The 21,223-nt window shown below is 66.3% G+C and carries 12 protein-coding genes and 2 pseudogenes; 7 read left to right on the forward strand and 7 right to left on the reverse strand.

Annotated features, from left to right (window positions below):
• Positions 1-5: 5 nt before the first annotated feature.
• The 4 genes from KYK13_RS09275 to hsp20 are packed head-to-tail and all read right to left on the reverse strand — an operon-like array spanning position 6 to position 4,271.
• Entirely contained in the window at positions 6-773 is a 768-nt protein-coding gene (locus tag KYK13_RS09275; RefSeq protein WP_223643715.1) for a GvpL/GvpF family gas vesicle protein, read from the reverse strand.
• Positions 770-1,612 (reverse strand): GvpL/GvpF family gas vesicle protein, encoded by an 843-nt coding sequence (locus KYK13_RS09280; RefSeq protein ID WP_223643716.1) that lies wholly within the window; start codon positions 1,610-1,612, stop codon positions 770-772. Before KYK13_RS09280 ends, KYK13_RS09275 begins: the two co-directional genes overlap by 4 nt.
• Positions 1,609-3,750 (reverse strand): CDC48 family AAA ATPase, encoded by a 2,142-nt coding sequence (locus KYK13_RS09285; RefSeq protein WP_223643717.1) that lies wholly within the window; start codon positions 3,748-3,750, stop codon positions 1,609-1,611. The genes KYK13_RS09280 and KYK13_RS09285 overlap by 4 nt, the downstream gene beginning before the upstream one ends.
• Positions 3,747-4,271 (reverse strand): archaeal heat shock protein Hsp20, encoded by a 525-nt coding sequence (gene hsp20 / locus KYK13_RS09290; protein ID WP_223643718.1) that lies wholly within the window; start codon positions 4,269-4,271, stop codon positions 3,747-3,749. The genes KYK13_RS09285 and hsp20 overlap by 4 nt, the downstream gene beginning before the upstream one ends.
• Before the next feature lie 343 nt (positions 4,272-4,614).
• Between hsp20 and KYK13_RS09295 the strand changes: the two genes are divergently transcribed.
• On the forward strand, positions 4,615-5,889 hold the full coding sequence (locus tag KYK13_RS09295; RefSeq protein WP_223643719.1) for a PDZ domain-containing protein: 1,275 nt from the start codon (positions 4,615-4,617) through the stop codon (positions 5,887-5,889).
• A gap of 139 nt (positions 5,890-6,028) precedes the next feature.
• On the opposite strand, the gene KYK13_RS09300 is transcribed toward KYK13_RS09295, so the two are convergent.
• Positions 6,029-7,188, reverse strand: a protein-coding gene (locus KYK13_RS09300; protein WP_223646566.1) for an IS3 family transposase whose coding sequence is annotated in 2 segments (ribosomal slippage) — positions 6,029-6,909 and positions 6,909-7,188 — 1,161 coding nt in all. Because the reading frame shifts where the segments join, the coding sequence is not laid out codon by codon here.
• A gap of 490 nt (positions 7,189-7,678) precedes the next feature.
• Between KYK13_RS09300 and KYK13_RS09305 the strand changes: the two genes are divergently transcribed.
• On the forward strand, positions 7,679-9,619 hold the full coding sequence (locus tag KYK13_RS09305) for a lipoxygenase family protein (RefSeq protein ID WP_223643720.1): 1,941 nt from the start codon (positions 7,679-7,681) through the stop codon (positions 9,617-9,619).
• A 620-nt stretch (positions 9,620-10,239) separates the two neighbouring features.
• Here the strand turns inward: KYK13_RS09305 and KYK13_RS09310 are convergent.
• Positions 10,240-11,697, reverse strand: a complete 1,458-nt coding sequence (locus tag KYK13_RS09310) for a hypothetical protein (protein ID WP_223643721.1) — start codon at positions 11,695-11,697, stop codon at positions 10,240-10,242.
• 850 nt (positions 11,698-12,547) lie between these two features.
• On the opposite strand from KYK13_RS09310, the gene KYK13_RS09315 reads away from it, so the two are divergent.
• The 5 genes and pseudogenes from KYK13_RS09315 to KYK13_RS39250 all read left to right on the forward strand — a co-directional run.
• The gene (locus KYK13_RS09315) at positions 12,548-15,784 is read left to right on the forward strand and encodes a hypothetical protein (RefSeq protein WP_223643722.1); all 3,237 of its coding nucleotides are present in this window, start codon (positions 12,548-12,550) and stop codon (positions 15,782-15,784) included.
• 179 nt (positions 15,785-15,963) lie between these two features.
• Positions 15,964-16,682 (forward strand): annotated as a pseudogene (locus KYK13_RS09320) (IS5 family transposase); the annotation flags it as partial.
• A 706-nt stretch (positions 16,683-17,388) separates the two neighbouring features.
• Positions 17,389-17,706 (forward strand): hypothetical protein, encoded by a 318-nt coding sequence (locus tag KYK13_RS09325; RefSeq protein ID WP_223643723.1) that lies wholly within the window; start codon positions 17,389-17,391, stop codon positions 17,704-17,706.
• Between the two features lie 668 nt (positions 17,707-18,374).
• On the forward strand, positions 18,375-18,740 hold the full coding sequence (locus tag KYK13_RS09330; protein ID WP_223643724.1) for a hypothetical protein: 366 nt from the start codon (positions 18,375-18,377) through the stop codon (positions 18,738-18,740).
• A 101-nt stretch (positions 18,741-18,841) separates the two neighbouring features.
• A pseudogene (locus KYK13_RS39250) lies at positions 18,842-18,961 on the forward strand (transposase); the annotation flags it as partial.
• A gap of 226 nt (positions 18,962-19,187) precedes the next feature.
• Here the strand turns inward: KYK13_RS39250 and KYK13_RS09340 are convergent.
• Positions 19,188-21,164, reverse strand: a complete 1,977-nt coding sequence (locus tag KYK13_RS09340) for an alkaline phosphatase family protein (RefSeq protein WP_223643726.1) — start codon at positions 21,162-21,164, stop codon at positions 19,188-19,190.
• Positions 21,165-21,223: the final 59 nt, after the last annotated feature.

Below are 21,223 nucleotides of genomic sequence, written 5' to 3' on the forward strand. Positions count from 1 at the left end.
CGTATTCATCCTTTCTCTTGGAAGTGCTCCAGATCGGCGAGGGCTGCGACGGCAGGCTTGGCCAGGTCTCCCACGAAGCCGTAGGGGGGCCACGGGCCGCTGCAAATCACCTTGCCGGGGCAGTCTTTCTGGAAGCGAAGGAAGGCCCTCCGGAACTCGGCGAGCTTGGGGCGCTCCACCAGGAAGGCCAAGGAGAGCAGCTGCCCGTCTGGGCGAGCGGCATGGTCCCAGGTGCAGCGGACGAACAGCCCGGAGAAGGCCGCCTGCGCCCGCTCCGCCATGCGCCGGGCAGCGCGGTCCACACGTGTCTGCTGCGCGTAGAAGCGACGCCGGTTGTCCAGGTACGCCCGTCCGCGGGGCTGGGCGTCCGCCTCGGTGGGCGCCCCTGTCTGCTCCGGGGGGTCGGCCACGTCCGACTCCTGGAACAGGATGCGCAGACCCATCTCGTCACAGCCCTTCACCTGGGCCAGCGCGTCCGAGAACTGCCGCTCGTAGCGCTGCAGGAACTCCACCACCTGTTCGGGGCGATGGACGAAGCAGCCGTAGCGCATGGGCAACACCGCCAGTCGGCGGTGCAGCTGCTCGACCACCCGGGCGTACTCCAGCGCCTGCTCGATGCCGGCCGAGGAGGCCAGCTCCTCCGACACCGGCGAGATGGCCGCTGCCAGGTTGCCGTGCTTCACCGCCATCAGCGGCGCCTGGTTCAGCCCCGGCGGCAGCGCCTCCTTTGCTGCCTGCCGTGCGTCCAGGATGCCGTACACGATGGACTTCACGGCCGCTCCTCCAGGCTGGGGCAGAAGCTGTACGGAGGCCAGGGGCCGGTCGCCTCCACCGTCAATCCCTGCGGCTGGTACCGGGCCGCGAGCTTCTGCACGCGCTGGGTGAACCGCTGCACCTGCCCGGAGCGCACCAGGAACGCGGAGTTCAGCACCATGTCGTCCTGCCGGCCCGAGATCCCGCGATCTGCCAGGCGCAGGGGTTTCAACGAGATCGCCCCCGGGGCGAGCTCCTCGCGGATGTGGGCCGCCAGGCTCTGTCCCTCGTTGCGGCTGCGCTCGTCGAGCTCGCGCTGCAGCTTCTTCTCGTGGAAGTAGCGCGCGCCGGGAGTCTCGGGGAGGTGCTGCAGGCGCTGGCGGAACTCGGGCGCTCGCTCCAGATGCGCGCGCAGGCGCTGGGCGTTGGCGTAAACCTTGACTGCCCATTCCTCCTTGTCGGCGATGTCGTCGAGGAATCTGGAGATCTGCTGCCGATGGGTATCGACCACCTTGGACAGCGCTCGCGGTGAGGAGAAGATCGCCCCGAAGCTCACCGGAAGCACCGGCGAGGATTGCATCACCTCATCGAGCACGCGCTCGTGCCTGACCGCCCGGGGGGCCACCCACTCCAGGTCCTGGGTGTGGTCCGCGCCCTCCGGCCCCAGGAACTCCTCCATCGAGAGAGGACTGTAGATGGCGGCAAGGTTCCCCAGCTTCAGCGTCCGCACGTCGGCGGCGCCGCTGACACCGGGAACGGAGAAGCGCTCCACCGCCCCTGCCCGCGTGAATCCATAGACGTACAGGGCCTGCTGGCCCTTGCGGCGCCTCCGCACATCGGGATGGCCGTGAGCTCTCATGACCGGCGTGCCTCCTTGTGCCCACGGATTGCCTTGAGCAGGCTCTCGGATGTGATGACAAGGCGCTTTCCCTTGCCGCTGATGACGTGACGCACGGCATCCCATGCGGCCTGGTTGCACACGGCCTGGATGTCGGCGCCGGAGAAGGACTCGCTGCGTGCAGCGAGCACGTCCAGGTCGAGGTCCTTCTCCACCGGCTTGTCGCGCAGGTGGACCTGGAAGATTTCGCGCCGCGCCTCGCGGTCCGGCAGCGGCACGTCGACGAGCAGGTCGAAGCGTCCCGGGCGCAGCAGCGCAGGGTCGAGCAGGTCCGCACGGTTGGTGGCCGCGAGCACCAGCACGCCGGTAAGCTCCTCGATGCCATCCATCTCGGACAGGAACTGGCTGACGACCCTCTCTGTGACGCGCTCGTCCATCCCCCCGGCGGAGCGCGTCGGCACGAGCGAGTCGATCTCGTCGAAGAAGACGATGCAGGGGGCCGCCTGACGGGCCTTCTGGAAGGTCTCGCGCACCCCCCTCTCGGACTCCCCCACGAACTTGCTGAGCAGCGCCGGGCCCTTGACCGAGATGAAGTTGACCTGGCTCTCGTGGGCGGCGGCCTTGGCCATCAGCGTCTTGCCGCAGCCGGGAGGGCCGCTCAGCAGCACGCCCTTGGGGGGGCGGACCTTGGCCCGCGCGAACTCCTCGGCGTACCGGAGCGGCCACTCCACCGCCTCGATGAGCCGCTGCTTGAGCTGCCCCAGTCCGCCCACGTCCTTCCAGCCCACGTCCGGGGTCTCCACGAACACCTCGCGGATCGCCGATGGCCCCACCTCGTGCAGCGCCGCCTGGAAGTCGGCCATCGTCACCTGGACCTGCATCAGCTTGTCGTAGGGAATCTCGGCCGAAGCGAAGTCGATGTGGGGAATCAGCCGGCGCAGGCAGATCATCGCCGCCTCGCGGCACAGGGCCTGGAGGTCTGCGCCTACGAAGCCATGAGTCACGGCCGCCAGATGGTCCAGGTCCACGTCCTCTGCCAGCGGCATGCCCCGGCTGTGGATGGCGAGGATCTCCTTGCGCGCCGTGCGGTCAGGGATGGAGATGGCGATCTCGCGGTCGAACCGCCCCGGGCGACGCAGCGCCGGGTCCAGTACGTTGGGGATGTTGGTGGCAGCCAGCACGATGACGTGCCGGCGTTGGGCCAGGCCGTCCATCAGCGACAGCAGCTGCGCCACCACGCGCTTCTCCACCTCGCCCTGCACGTTCTCGCGCCGGGGAGCGATGGCGTCTATCTCGTCCACGAAGATGATGGCCGGGGCCCTGCGCTGGGCCTCGTCGAAGATTTGCCGGAGGTGGGCCTCACTCTCTCCGTAGAACTTGTGAATGATCTCCGGGCCGGTGATGGTGAAGAATGCGGCCGCCGTCTCGTTGGCCACCGCCCGGGCGATCAGCGTCTTGCCGCAGCCCGGCGGGCCATACAGCAGGACCCCCCTGGGGGCGTCGATCCCGAGCCGCTCGAACACCTCCGGATACCGTAGCGGCAGCTCCACGATCTCGCGGATGCGGCCCAGCTCCCGCTTCAGCCCACCCACGTCCTCGTAGCTGACGGCGCGCGCCCGCTCGTGCGTCACCTTCTCCTTCTCCTTCTCCGGCGCCTCGGCGACCTCCAGCATGGTGTTGGGGTGAATCAACACCGCCCCCACAGGAGCGGTCTTGACGACGCGGAAGTCGGCCGTGCGGCTGCCGAACAGCAGCGCCCGGACCCGGTCTCCCTTCACCACCGGCAGTCCGTCCAGCAGCGAGCCGATGTAGGCCAGGTCACGCTGCGCGGGGGTGAACTCCAGGGGCGCCAGCACGACCTTCTCGGCGTGTCGGGCAGGGGCCAGGGTCAGCTTCACCGGCTCGTCCAACTGCACACCGGTGTTGGCCCGGGTCACACCGTCAATCTGGAGGATTCCGCGCCCCCGGGCGTCCGGGTAGGAGGGCATCACCCTGGCCGCGCTGCGGCGCTTGCCGGACAGCGTGACGATGTCGCCGATCTGCGCCCCCAGCCGCTGCATGTCGGCGGGGTCCAGGCGGGCGAGGCCACGGCCCAGGTCCTTGCCGAGGGCCTCGGCGGCACGCAGCGTCTGTGTCCGTTCCCGTGTCGCGACGGTCATGAGCGGCTCGCCTCCCGGGCTGTGAGGCGGATCTCGAGGACGCCGTTGCGGCAGCTGGTGTGCATCTGCCGGCGGGTGAAGCGCCTGGGGAGCAGGACCTCCTTGTGGTACTTGAGCGACCCGTGCTCGGCATGCAGGGTCAGGATGTCTTCGCGGAGCTCCAGCGTGATGTCCTTGCGGTCGACACCTGGCAGCTCCGCCACCACCAGCACGCCCGGCCCCTCCTCGAAGACATCCACCAGGGGCTCGCGGATGGGGTGGACGACCGCCTTGCCGGTCTGGCGATCCTGGCGGATGTTCCCGAAGGGCTCCACGCGCGGAATGTCGCTCGGTTGACCGGGTGCGCCTCCTCCGATCCGCACGTTGAAGCCATAGACGCCCCTGAGCCCCTTGTCGGAGGCTCCGAACTCTCCGGAGCGTTGGAGCTGTTCGCCCTTCTCCGCGAGCTCCGCCAGTTTCGTGACGAGGGTGGTGATTCCTTCGAGGAACCCTCCACCGCTGATGCCGGTCTTCTCTGTCATGCTCCACCTGCCGTGATTCAAAGCTGGGGCATCCCTCCCTCCATGCACAGCGGCAAGACTCGAAGGTCGGGGTTCCGCCCGCCCCATGCCCAGCGAGGAGCGGCACGGATAGGGGCCGGCTGGTGATGCCTGGTCAGTGGGGGGCATCGGCGCATCGCCTGAGGGAGTTCGGCAGGCATGGCGACCCCCTGCCCATCGCCCGGGCTGTGGCAGGTCGACCTGGCAGGGGCGGGAGGGGTGGGGCCGCCTCACCTCCCTGAACTTCGCCGCCTGTCGTGTCTACGTTTTCTACGGACAACGCATGCGCGTCCGGCACGTGTGTGCGTCAGCGGTGTGAGCACCCATGGCCTCGGTCAAAGGAATTGGAAACGGGGGGAACACGCGCAAGCGCGTTCAGCAAGAGACGCTCCCCCAGGATGTACAGGCGCAGGAAATGGAACGGTTCCACTCGCAGCGCGAGGCGCTCATCGCCAACGTTGCGCAGTCCGGAGCGAGGCTCCTCACGGTCGCGGCCAGGCGGTTGCCGACCGTGCTGACGCGGCCCGTGCTCGAGGGGGTAAGCCGCGTTCTCCAGGACACCACCCTCTATCTCCAGGAAGGGTCGATGGAGGAGTGGCTCCGCGACGCGCAAAAAAAGCTGCAGGAGAGGCCGGGGAGCTCCTTCCTCGGGCTGCTGGGCATTGGACTGCTCGCCGGGCGGCTGCTTCGTAAGATGGCGGAGAAGGGGGGCAAGAAGGGCGGGGCCGAGACCTTCCGGGAACGATTGCGCGAGAGCATGTTCCTGGCGACCCATGGTGGAGTGGGGCGGCCCCCAGCCGCCGCACGTCAGCGGTTGCTGAGGGGTGGAGCGGGTGGAGCGCCGAAGCAGGGAGGAGTGGCCGAGGGCTTCAAGGAGCGATTGCGCGAAGGCATATCCATGTCGACCCATGGTGGTGGAGTGGGTCGGCCACCGGCCGCGACGCGCCTGCGCCTGCAGAAGGCTGGAGGGCCGAAGCAGGGGGCGCCACGCAAGCGCGACGTGAAGGAGAGAGAGCCGCGAGAGCCCGCGGTGAGGGCGAAGAAAGTGGCGCGAGACGTCGCCGAGGGCGCCCAGGACGCAACACGCGCCTTCGACGAGGTCACCAAGAGGGCGCAGGGTGCAACACGCGCGTTCGCAGAGGCGACCCGGGGCGCAGCGCGCGAGGGCGGTGAGGTTGCGAGCGGCGCGCGCAAGGCGATGAAGGACACAACGCGCGAGGTCGCTCGAGGGGCAGCGAAGCCAGGGGTGAAGAAGTCGCCGCCCAGCACCGAGGCCACATCCACGAAGGCGCCCGCACAAGAGCCGAGCGGCTACCTCGGGATGGGGGCCCTCCCCGTCCGGCTGCCGGAGAGGCTTGCGAAGGCCCATGGCACCCAGCGCGGCCTCAAGGTCGCGAGCGTGGATCCGGATGGCCCGGCCGAGAAGGCGGGGCTTCAAACGGGTGATACGCTGCTCACGCTCGAGGGGCAGCCATTGCGAGAGGTGGCTGACCTGGTCGCGCAGTTGCCTCCGGAGCGTGTGGGCCAGACCGTGCACGCCAAGGTGCTGCGCGCCGAGGCTGCCAGGGGCATCGACCTCATCGTTGGTGCGCACCCCTGAGTCGGGTGTCGCGAGCTCTGATGCGGCTCACGATGACCTGACGGAGCCGGAGGAGGACTGCGGCGCGAGGAGGACGTGCGGAGCCTGGGCGCTCCCTTCCTGCGCCGGTGGGCGTGATCCGCTTTCGTGGACAGGTTGACTAAGCCGCTGCCCTTTCGAACTCGGCCGGCGCAGCGTAGCCGATTGCCGAGTGCATGCGCTGCTGGTTGTAGAAGACCTCGATGGAATCAAAGAGCTTGACCCTCGCGCTGCTGGCGCTCTCGAAGAACTCCCCCAACTCGTTCTTGAGAGTACTGAACCTGCTCTCCATCGCGGCGTTGTCGTAGCAATTCCCTCGGCGGCTCATGCTGCGGCGGATGCCGTGCCGCGCCAGGACACGCTGGGAGTCCTCACTGGCGTAGGTGCTGCCCTGATCGGAGTGGTGAAGGAGCCCCTCGGGTGGACACCGCCTGCGCAGCGCCATGTCCAGGGCCTGGAGCACCAGGTGGCGCGTGTTCATCGCGCTGAGAGCCCAGCCCACGACGAAGCGCGAGTACAGGTCGATGATGGCCGCCAGGGAGAGCTTGCCGTCGGGCGTGGTGAGCTCCGTGGTGTCGCCCACCCAGCGCTGATTGGGCCGCTGCGCGGTGAAGGGCCGCTCAAGCAGGTTTGCGGCGACCGGCTGCCCGGGCGCGCCCTCTGCCGTGCAGCGGTAGCGCCGACGGGCTCGGCCCACCAGGCGCTCCTCCTGCATGAGGCGGATGACGCGCTTGCGACTGACGTGGACGCCCTGGTTGCGCAAGGCCCGATGAATCCGAGGGCTGCCATAGGCCCGACGCCCCAACGTATGTGCTCCGCGGACCAGCACCTTCAATCGCTCATCCACTCTTTTCCGAGAGCTCGGTGGCCTGCTTCTCCACGCGTAGAAGCCGGAGCGAGACACCCCCAGCAGTCGGCACAGCAAGCTGATGGAGAAGTGGGCCTGCTGCGCACGGATGAACTCGAACTTCACCCGTTCTCCTTCGCGGTGTAGGCCACCCATTTTTTTAGCAGCGTCCGCTCCATCTCCAGCTCGCGCACCTGCTTGCGCAGCTTCGTGAGCTCTTGCCGCTCCGCGCTCGTCAGCGCCCCGGGCTTCCCCTTACCGCTATCCGCCCGAGCCTGCTCGACCCAGGTCCTCAACGCCGACAGCGTCAGGTCGAGGTCCCTGGCCACCTGGGAGACCGTCTTCCCTTCCTCCAGTACCAGCCGGACAGCCCCGGCCTTGAACTCTTCCGTGTAGCTGCGCCGGGGACGGCGCTCCTTCTTCACTTCCACCATGTCGGACACCGTATCCGCCTCTTCGTTGGTGTCCACTGCAGCGGAACATGCCCACCCGCCATTGACACGTCAGCGACGCATCATGACGCGTCATGCCTGTTCCCATCATATGTCTCAGGTCAGACGGCAATTCCTACCCCTCCGCTCTGGAGCATGCGCAGGGAAGCCCTACGGCGCGGCGATGCTGTAGGGCAGCGCTTCCAGTCTCAAGTCCATTCTCTGATGGAGGTGCGAGCGGCCCGCCGACCGACGTTCTCCTGCGGCCCCTCCCGCTCTTCGCTCTGAACATGCTCAGCCACCTGGGCAAGTCCATGGATGACCTTTCCTTGGCGAGGGAGCAGCTCGCGCGACCGGCCTGCAGGCACGTGGAGCCCCCGACATACCCGGCGAGTAGGAATGCCTCTGTATGGAGATGGCTGGTATTGGCTTTGCAGAGGCGTGCGGCGCGGATCGCAGGTCAAATGGCTCCGCTATTCCATGGAAAGTGACAATGTCCACCACGCCAATCGTGTCGTCGCGCAGTGAATCCTCGGCCTCCGCGCAAGCCGCATCGTCTCGCGGTGATTCAGCCACGTCTGAGTATCAATACAACTACACCTACGTCGCCCCGCTCGCGCTGGCCCAGGACGTCCCGGCGAGTCAGCGTCCCTCGCTGGAGTGGTGGGGGCAGGTCATCGTGCAGCTCCTCCACATCGCGAACAACCGCCTGCATTGGATTCACGAGCAGGAGCAGCGCACGCACGGGGGCGCGGCGCCCACCACCCCGTCGTTGAGCGTGGACCTGTCCCATGTCGGCGTGGGGCGGATGGAACTCAGCCACATCAAGGCTCTTCCCCCGTCTTCGACGATGGCGGGCAACCTGTTCGGCGAGTTCCACGAGTTCGGCGAGGCCGCCGAACTGGCCGCGAAGGCCGCGCTCCTGGCCCGCAAGGCCTTCAACCACGAGCTGGGCAGCGTGTTCGACGTGTTCAAGCTGGTGATGGAGGCCATTACGAGCAAACCCACAGGCCGGCCAAGCTCGATGCTCGACTACTTCAATCTCTTCACCACCCTCCCTCTGCCCGCGGTGGCACCGAGCTACGAGGAGGACGCGACCTTCGCCTGGCTGCGCGTAGCGGGCTTCAACCCGCTCGTGCTACGCAAGGCCCGCGTGCTGGAGGACACGCTCGGGCTGACGGACGCGTCCCTGCGCGCCGTGCTCGGCGAGGATGACACGGTCCAGCTCGCGCTCGGCGAGGGACGGTTGTATCTCGCGGACTACCATGCGCTCGCCCGGGTCACGAACGGCAACTTCCCGGACGGCCCCAAGTACTGCTTCGCGCCCCGTGCCCTCTTCGGCCTGCCCGCGGGCAGTGGTCTTCGCCGGCTGCGTCCCCTGGGCATCCGCTGCGGCCAGGACGCGAGCGCCTACCCGCTCTTCACTCCTGCGGACGGCGAGGCCTGGATGCAGGCCAAGACGGTCGTCTCCGTGGCGGACGTGAACCACCACGAGCTCATCTCGCATCTGGCGCACACGCACCTGCTCGTGGAGCCCTTCGTGGTCGCCACCCATCGCAATCTTCCGGATGACCACCCGGTGAGCCTGCTCTTGCGGCCGCACTTCGAGGGCACGCTGAGCATCAACCAGTCCGCGGCGGAGAAGCTCATCGCGCCGGGTGGGAAGGTGGATCAGATGCTGGGTGGCACCATCCAGTCCAGCCGGACGGTCGCGGTGGAGTCGCTGCTGGAGGATGCGTCATTCGACTTCAACCAGGGCATGCTGCCCCACGCCCTGCGGCAGCGTGGGATGACCGAGCCCGGTCTGGACTACCCCTACCGTGATGATGCACGGCTGCTGTGGGGCGCCATCGAGAACTGGGTGCGCGCGTACGTGGGCGTCTACTACAGCACGGACTCAGCGGTGACCGAGGACGTCGCGCTCCAGAAGTGGAGTGCCGAGGTGGCCGCGAAGGATGGCGGCCGAGTGAAGGGCTTCGGTGAGGACGGCATCCCGGGCAAGCTGACCACGGTGGACTACCTCATCCAGGCGCTCACCATGGTCATCTTCACGGGCAGCGCACAGCACGCGGCGGTGAACTTCGCCCAGACTGGGGTCATGACGTTCGTGCCTATCGCGCCCGGCGCTGCCTACCGCTCCGCGCCCACCACCCGCGCCGAGGCCGCGCTCAACATGGGACTCGACCAGTACCCGCCGATGGACATGGCCGCCCAGCAGATGGACATCCTCGCCCTGCTTGGCTCTGTGCACCATACGAAGCTCGGTGATTACGCACCCACGTGGTTCAAGAACCGGCACGTGCAGGGCCACCTGAAGGTCTTCCAGGAGGACCTGGGGCGCATCGGTGCCCTCATCCAGCAGCGCAACACGACGCGCCTCTTCCCCTATCCCTACTTCATCCCCTCGGCCATCCCCCAGAGCATCAACATCTGAGGGTGCTGAGCTTCCGTCCGGCGGATACGGAGCTGCCGTCCCGCTGGATGGGCGCCGTGAGTCGGGGGCTGATTGCCCCGACTCACGGCCAATGAATGAAGCCGCCGCGCGCACAAACCGGATGCACGTGGTATCGGCCCTTGCGGAGGTAGATTGCTGCTCCTGCTTCCGGCTGGAACGCGAGAATGAGCTCATCACCCACGCGCGCCATGGCGAGCACCCCGCCAGGCGCGCAGTGTGTCCCGGGAATGGGGGCCTGCGGACTCCAGCCCGCCTGCGAGAGGGTGCCGAAGCCATCGTTGTAGGAGAGGCCCCTTATGTCAGCGAGGTTGACGCCTCTGCCGCGCGCGCATCGCTTACTTTCCATGGCGCGCTACCATCTGTGGCCTTGATGGACTCATGACGCAGCGACCGAATTTGGGGGAGGTACAGGAGTTGTGCAGGAACCTGAAGACAGGTGGGGTTGACTCGCTGACTGCGGTGGGCGGCGGTTCGTCCTGCAATCTTCGGAGGTCGACGTACTCCTTCAAATGCGGCAGCGAGGTCCTTGTCTGCGGCGTCGTGGTGGATAGTGCGAACACCTCGACGTGCGTTGGCTACCTGCTCGACCTGCGCTGTGGCTAGGCTCCCTCCGGTCGTCTCTGTCTCCACCAGAGCCAGAGGCCCAGCCCGGCGCCCGCGCCTCCCAGCCCACCCCAGCAGGAGGAGGGGGGGCGAGGCGCTGGCTCGGGCGTGGCCCCTGGCGAGGGAGCGGCGCTCTCGAACGTGACGGAGAGGTGGTCGTACCAGCCATCCAGCTCTCCCGCGTTGGCGACCTGGAGGAAGACGTCCGAGGCGCCCTCCGTCTCAATGCGTGCGCTCTTCGACGTCCCAGGCGGGAGGTCCAGGGTGATGTCCGCGCTGGCGTGGTTGCGGGAGCCGTCAGGGTGCCACTGGAGGGGCTGGTGGCGCCTGACGAGGACCACGGGGTGGAATGGCGTCACCTCCAGGTCCCGAGGAGGCCGCGGGGCGCCACTCCTGAAGCGCAAGGACAGGGCCGTGGTCCCCGGAGGGACCCGGACGTGGAACTGGAGCAAGCCGGGCGCCAGCCCCTGCACGCCGAGGGTACGCCCTCCCGGAGCGACGAAGGCTCCGCTGCTTCCACCCAGGCTTTCTTCCGGCTCCAATGCGCGCACGCGCGGGCAGGCGGGAAGCAGGCCCCGATAGGAGAAGGTCTCGCGGGCGGGACCGACGAGCTCGGGGTGCTCGCGGGAAAGCGTGGTGACGAGGGCCGCCAGGAAGCGCTCAAGGGACAGCGCCGAGGTCGGGTGGAAGGACTGGAGTGTGATGAGCACGGCGCGGTCCAGGGCCGCCTGCTGGGAAGGGGGCGAGGGCTCCCGGAGGGCCCAGAGCGCGGAGGACAGGAGGAGGGAGTCCACGTGGCGCTGGCCCACGAGCGCCTCGGGGCATCGGGTCAGGGTGTGGATGTTTCGCGAGCGCCAGGGCTCGGCGTCTCGTACGGCATGCTCGCCGATGAACGGGTCTCCCGAGATAGCAGCGGCGAAATAGTCGGCGAGCCCCTCGTCGATGGCGCCAGGCGAGCCATCGGCCCCGAAGGCATCGAGCCGCCACGGGCTCCGGGGAAGGAAGGGCTCCAGGAGCGCATGGGTCACCTCGTGCGCGATGGTGTCTCCGTCATGGGCGATATTCACGCTGGGGCCGTGCCCGAACCAAATGGTTTCGGGCGCGCCCGCCTCGTGGGCGGGGACGTAGAGCGCGTCCCCCCAGGGCACAAGAGACTTCCCGTCCCGCGAGGGCATCCGCACATTCGCCACGAGGCGGAGCGGCGGCTTTCCCTCGGGCCAGGGACGCTCCCATCCCAGGGTACGGAAGTAGTGGAGGGTCGTGGCCGCGTGGAAGAACAGCGAGGCTTCCGCGAAGGCCTCCGGCGCGGCCTCGTCAGGGGGCTGGCGGGGCCTCGCGGTGAAGTCGCCCCGCGAGTCGGGCCGGGCGGTGGCCTGGAGCGAGCAGACGCGCTCTGGCGGGAAGCGCGCGTCCTCGGTGAAGGGGGGCCGGGCCTCGGGGATGACACAGGACATGACCTCGAGCCAGGGATGCGCCAGGCGTCCTCTGGTGGGAGGGAGCGGGAGCGGTTGTTCACTGGGGAGGGGCGTCCGGATGGGATTCCGGGCGAAGACGAGCGCGCGAGGTGAGGGGGCCGCCGGAGGGGGCGCCGCCAGCACGTGCGTCGTCACCAGGATGATTCCGAGCGTGTGAAGAACAGGAGACGTGGTGGCGGCCATGCCCGACTGGCCCTCCGCGGAAGTGACCTCACCGAGGGTGCGCCGATGGGCTTCTACCACCTGATGGCAGGGAAGGGCACGGGGCGGACTCGCTGGCGCAGGACACATATGAGTAGGCCACGCGTGAGTCGGCACCCGCCGCGCTGAAGGAGGAGCGCTTCGCCGAACTCCTCCGCTGTCATCCTCATGAGAGGCGTCCTTCCATCGCATGCTGACGCCGCGGCGGGAGGACTTCCATTCTACGGTTATCCACCTCCTGGAGCCGCGGCTCCGCCCAGGATGCATCCGACGCGTGATGTCTCCTGCTCGCCAACGAAGGGGACGCAAGGCGCTACACCTGATGGCTTAGCGCCCCGCTCTCCCGCATTGACGCGCTACCGAATGCCGCCTTGACGTCCCCAGGACTCAGCGGCCGGATTCTGGAAGGGGACGAGGCGGCCATGTCCGCGCCATTGACACGTCAACGCTGTGTCCGTGACACGTCAACCCCGTTCTTCATGCCCCCTTTAGAGAGGGAAGTCGCTGCGGTTGGCTGTGGAACGGCGCTTGCTGGGCCCTGAAAAGTTTTCCCCCCGGAGTCCCCATGTTCAAGCGAAGGCGTTCGAGGCGTCCCTGGACGAATGGCTGTCGGCCCCCGGCACTGGCGTTGCTCGCCTGTCTCCTGTTGACTGGGTCGTGCGCGGAGACGCTCCCCGAGGATGACACTCCGGCGGAATTCACTGCGGAGAGCCCTCACGAGGACCTCGACAGCGTCGTGTGGGAGCCCCAGTTCGAGCCCGACTACAACAACCTCCAACCCCAGCCCTGGGTGGAGGTCGTCACGGAGACGCAGGCGCGCACCGTCGTCGTCCGGCCAGACGCGCTCATCTTCCCGAAGGCGGAGAACCCCGAGGTGTTGGAGTGGGAAGCCGGCAAGGTCGTGGTGTCGGCACCGAGTGACGGCCCGGGCGCGAATCCCCTGGGCTTCGCCCGGAGGGTCGTCTCCGTCACCGAGGTGGATGACACCCTCGTCGTGGAGACGGAGGCCGCGGCCCTCGAGGACATCGTTTCGGGGGAGCTGCGGCTTACGTTCGACTACTCGAACATGGAGACCGTGGATATCTCGAAGCTCGACCTCGAATGGGCCGCCAGCCACCTGTACGTCGATGCGAATGTGATGTCCCCCAGCGTCGAGGGTAATCCCGACGACGAGCCCTTACCCGAAGTCGAGGAGGAGTGGGACCCGAGCCAGCCGGGAGACCCCTTCCTGGGCTCAATCTGGAACGCAATCAAGTTGGTGGGCGAGGTTATAGGCGGAGCCGCCAAGGCGGTGGCTGACGCGGCGGTGGACGTCTGGAAGGCCGTGACGGTCGAGGGAATCACCAAGGGATTGGAAATCAAACCCGAAATCAAGAACAACTACTCCAGCCCCTTGTTCACGCTCAAGGAATACAAGAAGACCTTCAACGAGGCAGGTAAGACTCCGTACACGCTCTCCATTTCGGGCAGTGGAAGCGCGGCAGTGGAGTACACCTTCAACCCAGGCGCGCAGGTGGAAGTGCACGTGCCCGGTGTTTTTGGGGGGCGCGACTCGACCCGAATGACGCTGAACGTGGACAGCAATGCCAGGCTCAAGCTCGACCTCAAGGCCATTCTGAATGCGAAGGTCGCATCCGTGGGCACGCTGGAGGGCAACGAACTCGCGAAGAAGCTCGCGGAGAGAACGAAGTTCGCCGAGGACGCCCTCGCCGAGGCGAAGCAGAAGTACCTGGGCAATCCGGACATGCGGCCCGCGGGAGGCTGGAAGCGCAACATCCTCGTTACGAAGCCAGCCGTGCAGACCGTCCTTGTCGGGCCCGTGCCGGTCGTTTTTACCCAGACCCTCCAGGTGGACCTCGAGTGTGGATTCGAGGCGAAGGCGGGCATCAAGGCGAATGTGACGTATGAGCAGAACGCGACCTTCAAGTTTGCGGCCAGCTACGAAAACGGAGCGTTGAAGAACGACGAGCCTGTGTTCACCAATGCGAAGAACACCGTTGTCACGGTGACTGGCGAAGGCAGCCTGGTGGTCGTCTGCGGGCTCATCCCCCGCCTGAATGTGTACGTGTACGACGCCCTCGGGGTGAATGCCGGTGTCCGCGCGTCACTGGTGGCCAGCGCGAAGTATGCGTCACGCTGCGAGGGGAACAAGGCGAAGGCGGACATCACCCTGGGGCTCGACGCCAATCTCGGTGTCCAGGTGGGCGGGCGGGTCCAGCCCCCGGGAACCAGCTTTGCGAAGTCCTCCGGGGTAGGCTTGGGATGGGACATTGGCCCCATCGAGGTCGCCACCCATCAGTTTCCCCTCGTGGAGAACAAGAAGTTCAGCCTGAATGATGGCCTGGGCTTCTGCGCGGACACGTGTGGCAACGGGAAACGAGATGGGCGTGAGACGGGGGTGGACTGTGGCGGCGGTTCCTGCGGCGCTTGCGCTGCGGGCAAGAACTGCTCGGTCAACTCGGACTGCGCGCTCGGGTATTGCAACGCGGGCAAGTGCTCAGCCGCGGACCACTGCGCCAGTGGCGTCGTGGACGGAGACGAAACGGGAATCGACTGCGGCGGCGCGAAATGCAAGCCCTGTGGGAACGAGCAGGGCTGCAGCCGTCCCGAGGATTGCGCATCCGGGTACTGCGGGAAGGAGACGAAGGGCGGCGTGGAGTTTGGAAGTTGTGTCCAGAATCACTGCGTATCAGGCGTCCGGGACGCTGACGAGAGTGGTGTCGACTGTGGTGGAAAAGTCTGCGAGAAGTGCAAGAATGGAGCGCGATGCGCGGTGGGGGCAGATTGCGCGTCCGGGGTGAGCGACGGCACCTTCTGTGTCCCGAGCTATTGCAAGGACCGCACGAAATCCGGTGACGAGACGGACGTGGATTGCGGCGGTCCCGTCTGTGCACGCTGCGGGAGCGGCAAGAAGTGCAAGCAGAACTCCGACTGTGTGCTGAGGCAGGACAGCTATCACATGTATTGTGCTCAAACCGCCCTGCTCGGTCAGATCTGCCTTCCCTCGCAGTGCGATAACGGGGAGAAGAACTGGGATGAGTCTGATGTGGACTGCGGGGGGCCCTGTGGTCCTTGTTCTCAAGGAAAGGTGTGTCTCCAGCAGAAAGACTGCGCCGCGGGGTTGATGTGTGACGAGTCGACCAGTCCTCGCTTCTGTGTGCCGTTCCTCTGTGGCGCGGGCCAGTACCTCTCCAACGGAGTCTGTGTTGACGTCGGTATTGGGTATTGGTCGCCCGCGAACTCCAATGCCCGCAATGTCTGCACGAATGCTCCGGCGAACGCGGACTATACGAGCCCAACGGCTGCTCAGGCCACCTGTCCTTGGACGTGCAAGCCCGGGTATCTGCGAGACGGCGCGGGGACGAAGTGCGTGAAGAACGACACTGTCCAATTACTCACTTGCGGGGAGGACGAGGTGGCGGTCGGAATCCACGGGCGAGCAGGCGAATGGTTGGATGCGCTTGGGATGCGCTGTGCCCGCTTCGACTCCGGACAAATCATCGGTGCAACCACAAGCGCCCCCTCGATTGGCGGCGTGGGCGGCAACCTCTTTACCCAGGACTGTGCGCCGGGAGAAGTCGTTCAGAAGGTCACCGGAATCAACGGCTGGGCAAAGAGCGCGCAGAATCAACCATGGTGCAGTGAGTTCAACCTGTCGACGATTGTGCTGTCGTGCAGGAATCTCAAGACAGGGAAACTCACGGCGATTCCCAAGGTGGGCGGGGGGGACACTAGCTGCAAAGTGGGCAACCTGCCCGAGTACTCCTTCGGCTGTGGCGCAAGTGGCTTCCTCCGCGGACTCGTGGTGGATAGTGCGAACACCTCCACGTACGTTGGGTACGTGCTCGACAAGAGTTGCCGTTAGGCGGACTCCGGCCGCCTTCGCTTCCACGGGAGCTAGGGGCTGTCCCTGAGCTCGTGTTCACGAATCGACCCGACGGGCCGGTGCTCCGGCACGTTGGGGCTGGGCCCCGAGTCCGAATTGCTAGCTGGGGCCAAGTATGATCAACGCGGGCTGTGCGCCGACATGAACTGAGTGATGCCGAGTGGAGCCGCATCGAACCCCTGCTTGGCGCCAGGAGCGGCCCTCGCTCGAAGCGAGGGGACCGTGACTTCATCAACGCAGTGGTGTGGCGTGTGAAGACCGGGGTGCAGTGGCGGGACTTGCCCGAGCGGTTCGGTCATTGGAAGACGGTCTACAACCGCTTCCACCGCTGGGCGAAGACTGGGCGATGGGAAGCCATCTTCAAGGCGCTGCGGCTCGACGTAGATGAGCTTGGCTCCCTTGCTGACGCATCGGTCGTCCGGGCGCATCAGGACGCCGCGGGCGGAAAAGGGGGATCCGAAGCAATGCTTTGGGGCGTTCTCGAGGAGGTTTTTCAACGAAAGTTCACGCCGTCACGACGACGGGAGGTAAGCCGCTCCATGTCGCGCTGACGCCCGGCCAGCAGCACGAGTCCACAATGGCCGAAGAACTTCTGGTGCACGCCGAGGGCGCCGCTTTCATCGCGGATACCGGCTATGACGCCGACCGCATTCGCGCCAACGTTCGAAAGCTCAGGATGAAGCCTGTTACCCATTCGAACCCGAGCCGCAAGCGGGCGCTGCCGTTAGACCGCACCCTGTATCGGCTGCGATACCGGGTGGAGTGCTTCTTCCACGACCTCAAGCGCTTTCGTGCTGTCGCCACCCGCTATGACAAGACGGCGACCAGCTACCTCGCCGTCCTGCACGTCGCATCCATGCTTCTCTGGCTGCGCTAATCAGGGGCAGCCCCTAGCGAGATGTGCCGACGCGGATTCCCTCCACCGCGTCCGCTGGTTCAGCCGGAGGAACCTCCCTCCGGCGCCCGGCTGCTGAGGGAGGCTGCGCGAACCCACATTGTCAATAACCGCGACCTTTCGATGCAATGAGTCATGCACGGAACGAAGTTCGTTCGTGTCTGTATGTCGCAGCATTTCCGCAACCATCTCCCGGCAACCTCGATAATCGGCTCACCAACTTCCCGTCGAGGCACTCAGCATGACGAAACGCGTTTCCAGCAACAGCGGCCCCCGCCTTCGGCCAGGTCCATCAGCCCCGCGAGAGCAGCCACTGCCGCAGGCCCGACCGTCAGTCCCCCCTCAGGCTTCCCTCCGCCAACGTCCGACGACGCAGGCCCGACCTGCAGCGGCCCCCCAGCGCCTGCCGCTTCATGCGCGAGATACCTTCGAATCGGGCACCGTCCGGGCCCCAGGGGCATCACGCACCACTCGTGCACCGAGCACAGCGGGAGCGGCGGCGGCTTCACGTGGGACCCGGGACACATTCTCGTCGGGTAACCCCAGGCTGGACGCTATCAACGCGACGCCTCTACGCGCCGGGGCCAACAAATCATGCGTTAGAACCACGCGCGCAAACCTCGAGCGTGCGGGCATGAGGGGCCTACCGTCCAATAGCGGCGGCGACGGCAACCACTCGCGGGGGACGATGGTGCAGATGCTCCGAAGCAACCATTGGCAGTCGGCGGCGATCCCTGGTTCGTCCGTGCGGACCATCGACAGCCCCGCCGGACGTGTGGAGGCACACGTGCTGACGGGGGCTGCGTTTCAGCGGGCCGCACAAAACGGACAGATTCCCGAGGGGGCCGTGGTGTTCCAGACCCGGCACGGCTGGCAGTACGGCAGGTCGCCGTATGGGAGCGACATGGGCATCGTGCGAAACGGCACCGTCTTCAACTATAAGCAGAACAGCGGCATGGCCATTTACCGCAACGTGCGCGAGGCCGTGGTGCTCCTTCCCCGCTGAACGCGCTGGAATATACCGGGCCTGCTTGACGCCTCGGGCTCCGATGCCCCGGGCGTTGGCACGTGAGGAATCCGCTGCTGGCCTGAAGCTCCGCGGGCTAACCACGGTCCCCCGGCACGGACTCGAAAATCGCGGCATTGCCAGGCACTGGCTGACTGGCACGGGGCACGGATGTCGCCTCCAAGCATTCCGTGAAGCATGTGGACCGACTGCTGTCGAATGGGGGCTTGAGCGACGAGCGGCTGCGCCCGCTGGTGGAGCGCTTGGGGCAGTGGGTACACGAAAACGCCGTGTTTCGCGATGCCTTCGGGCTTATCTGATTCAGTTGAGGGGATGCCTCAGATGGGGAGGGGCGTTGCTCGTTGCGAAAGACATATACGCTCTTGTGGAGACGTGATGCAGGTTGAGTTTTGAGAGTCGGCGCTCGCGCGGTGCGCCCGTGAGGTTGGACGGCTTTCGTGTCGACGCTGTGAAAGGGCGCGAGGTACGTCGAGCAGGGCAGCCGTGGGGGACATTCCTCTGAGCTCGCGTGCGTTGTTTCAGCGTCGCGGGAATGGCTGGGAGCCTACGCGGTGCTGCGCGCGGGTTCCCGTTGCGCCTGCCGCTCAGCCAAGCATCACCCCCTGCCGTCGGCTCCTCCGCCTCCGCAGTCGCCGCCGTCGAAGGTGATGATCGTCCCGGCCATTCTCGTTGGCTCCTGCTTCGTGCTGGCCTTCATGGGCTGGGTCATGAGGCTTGGATACCCTGGAGCGGTGTTGGGGGTGGGCGCCCTCGCGGGGGCCATCGCAATTTTCAGGAAGAAGGACTCCCAGCACCGCAGCGCTGCCGTTATTGGCGCAATTGCTTCTGTCATTGTCGTTTTCGGAGCCATCAGCAACGGGAACGAGAGTTCGCGCCAGAAGGCTGCGACGGCGGCCTCCATCGAAGAGGCGCGGCAGAAGGCAGAAGCAAGTCGCGCCCATGAAGAGGACCTGTCCGAGCGCATTGCAGCACTGGCAGCGTCGACAGCTCCCTGGTGCTACCCGGTCACTTGAATCCAGGTGGTCGGTGTCATCTACGGTCGGGATGACACCCGGGCAACTCAAGAAGCTGGACGAGGCGCTGAGCGCCTATGCTGAGCGCCTATCTTGAAGAGATGGTCGCCGGCATGGGGCGGCTGGAGAGACGGCGGGCCATGGAGGTTTACGTCACGGGCCTGCTGCTGGATGGGGAGCGCAAAAGCATCGAGCCGATGGCGGCCCGGCTGATGGAAGACGCGGGCGAAATCGAGGCGATGCGCCAGCGGCTGCAGCAGTGCTTTGCTGCTGCGCCGCCTCGGCCATTGTCCGCTGTGCCTCCACAGGCTCGGCGCTCGCGCGCCTCCTCGAGGGCCGTCACGCATCTGATCAAGTAGTATTAGGTGAGGTCCGGAAAGTTCGGAGCCCGATTGAGTCTCCGCGAACTTCACTCCTTGTGCTCCTGGATAGCTTGGCGAAGCGAGGTCAAACCGGAAGCAAGTGGTACCGGCCTTTGCGAAGGTGGATTCCTCCTCCTGCTTCCGGCTGGAACGCGAGAATGAGCTCATCGCCCACGCGCGCCATTGCGAGCCCCCCGCCAGGCGCGCAGTGCGTCCCGGGAATGGGGGTTTGCGGACTCCAGCCGGCCTGCGCGAGGGTGCCGAAGCCATCGTTGAAGGAGGCGTAGTCCGTGGTGTTGTACTCCACGGGCTTCGCGGGTGTCATGATTCCACTGAGGGAGAAGGTCTCCGTCATGAGCGAGAATTGGGAGCTCACCGGGTGGACGAGGTGGAGCACTCCCGCCAGCTCTGCGATGGCAAGGGGATTGCCCGCCTTGTAGGGCCTGTTCCAAGGCTCCGGCTCGGCACCGCTGTCCTTGCCGGGATGGCGGGTGAAGGCGGCGACAGGGAACTGACTGGGGGACCAGGTGTCGCGAGTCGTGTTCTCATCCACCCCCGGAAGCTGCTCGACGGGGGGCGTGCGGACCACGTTGAAGGGGGCGGTATTGTATGAGACTACAGACAAGGTGTTCTCGCCCGTGGGCCTGCAGATGAGGTAGAGCGACGGCCCCAGGACGCCCAGCGTCAAGGGCCCCTCGGTGGAGGCTCCAGGTACCCGAACCTCTTCTCCCCACGCCCCTTGCTGGTGGATGCGCGACTGAATCGCTCCCTCCTCGGTCCGATAGGCCAGCATGAGGCGCTTTCCGTCCGAGAGGGCCGCGAGCGCCAGCGCGCCACGCGCTCTGGTGGCGACCTGTGTGGGACTCGAGGACCAGCCGGAGCCGACCTGATAGGAGAGGGAGTTGACGGTGCCGTCGCGCGTCTCGTAGGCGAGCACCAGCCGCTCCGCGGTGGCCGCGAGGGCCAGCGCTCCACCTCCCGTGACACCGAGGGAGCGCTCCGCCGACCAGCGGGATGCCTCAGATATGCGGGCGCGCAGCTCCCCTTGCTGGTTCGCGTACACGAGATGGAGCACCCCCGCGAACTCCGCGAGCGCAAAGTGGGCCGCCTCGGAGACGGGCGTGGGGGGCGCATCCTCCCACCAGAAATGTCTGCCCCAGAGGAACTGGAACCAGTTGCTGGAGGCGTCATTCTTCTCCAGGGTCCCCAACTGGAAGTTCTCCTCGATGGTGCGTAGGAGGCTGTAGTGGTTGTATGCCTCGGGCTGCTCGCCCGGCTGGAGCATGTCTCCCAGCAGCACGGTGTAGATTTGATTGGGCCCGTCATAGACGAGCACGTCCACGTTCCCCTGGTCGTAGGTTTTCTTCTCGTAGGACTTCTTGAAGTCCGCCTCGTCGAAGGTGATGACCACGAGCGTTCGCGGAGGCAGGCGCGAGCCCGGTCCGGGGAAGCGCAGGTCTCCCAGGAAGGACTCGAGCCACTTCGCGGTCTGGTCGACCAGCGCGGGAGCGCGGTCCTCCGGCTCCTCCTTCGTACCCTGCGTGTAGTGGCCGTCATTCCACATGTTGGGTGTGAACCAGGCGTAGTTCGGCAGGGCGCCGCGCTCGATATCCTCCCAGAAGGCTTCCTCCCCCTGGATGCGCGCCCAGCGAGCGCTGCTCTCCTGGATGTTCGCGAAGGACGAGAACGGGTTGTGCTTGATGACGTAGGGGTAGGCATCCAGCGGCTTGAGCGTGGACGACCACGGCGTGCCCTGCGGGTCGTAGCCCTGCATGTACGCCTTCCACGTCAGCCCCTGGGGAGACTCCTCGATGAGATCGATGATGGTCCGTTGAGGGAGCGGAGGGGGCGCGAGGTCGAACGTCACGTTGCAGAGCTCCCCCGCAATCGACGCGATGTAGTTGGTCTGCGATGGATGCATGACACCAAATGCATTGCTCAGACAGATGCCCTGCTGCGCCAGCTTCTTGAAGTAGGGGTTCTGCATCACGTAGCTGCGGTATTGGTTCTCAAGCATGATCACGAGGACGTGATCGAAGACGCGCGGGTACTTGGTTCGCATGATGGAACCCCAGGTGGTGGGTAGGGGACCGTGTATTGCAGGCCTCATGCCGCGCCCGG

This window comes from Corallococcus sp. EGB, from assembly GCF_019968905.1.
In the GTDB taxonomy this organism is placed as follows: domain Bacteria; phylum Myxococcota; class Myxococcia; order Myxococcales; family Myxococcaceae; genus Corallococcus.

What these genes read in the sequence shown, in the direction of transcription:
- KYK13_RS09280 (WP_223643716.1), bottom strand. Translation starts at nt 1,612, where the DNA reads ATGAGAGCTCACGGCCATCCCGATGTGCGGAGGCGCCGCAAGGGCCAG.
- KYK13_RS09285 (WP_223643717.1), bottom strand. Translation starts at nt 3,750, where the DNA reads ATGACCGTCGCGACACGGGAACGGACACAGACGCTGCGTGCCGCCGAG.
- hsp20 (WP_223643718.1), bottom strand. Translation starts at nt 4,271, where the DNA reads ATGACAGAGAAGACCGGCATCAGCGGTGGAGGGTTCCTCGAAGGAATC.
- KYK13_RS09295 (WP_223643719.1), top strand. Translation starts at nt 4,615, where the DNA reads ATGGCCTCGGTCAAAGGAATTGGAAACGGGGGGAACACGCGCAAGCGC.
- KYK13_RS09305 (WP_223643720.1), top strand. Translation starts at nt 7,679, where the DNA reads ATGTCCACCACGCCAATCGTGTCGTCGCGCAGTGAATCCTCGGCCTCC.
- KYK13_RS09310 (WP_223643721.1), bottom strand. Translation starts at nt 11,697, where the DNA reads ATGTCCTGTGTCATCCCCGAGGCCCGGCCCCCCTTCACCGAGGACGCG.
- KYK13_RS09325 (WP_223643723.1), top strand. Translation starts at nt 17,389, where the DNA reads ATGGTGCAGATGCTCCGAAGCAACCATTGGCAGTCGGCGGCGATCCCT.
- KYK13_RS09330 (WP_223643724.1), top strand. Translation starts at nt 18,375, where the DNA reads ATGATCGTCCCGGCCATTCTCGTTGGCTCCTGCTTCGTGCTGGCCTTC.
- KYK13_RS09340 (WP_223643726.1), bottom strand. Translation starts at nt 21,164, where the DNA reads ATGCGAACCAAGTACCCGCGCGTCTTCGATCACGTCCTCGTGATCATG.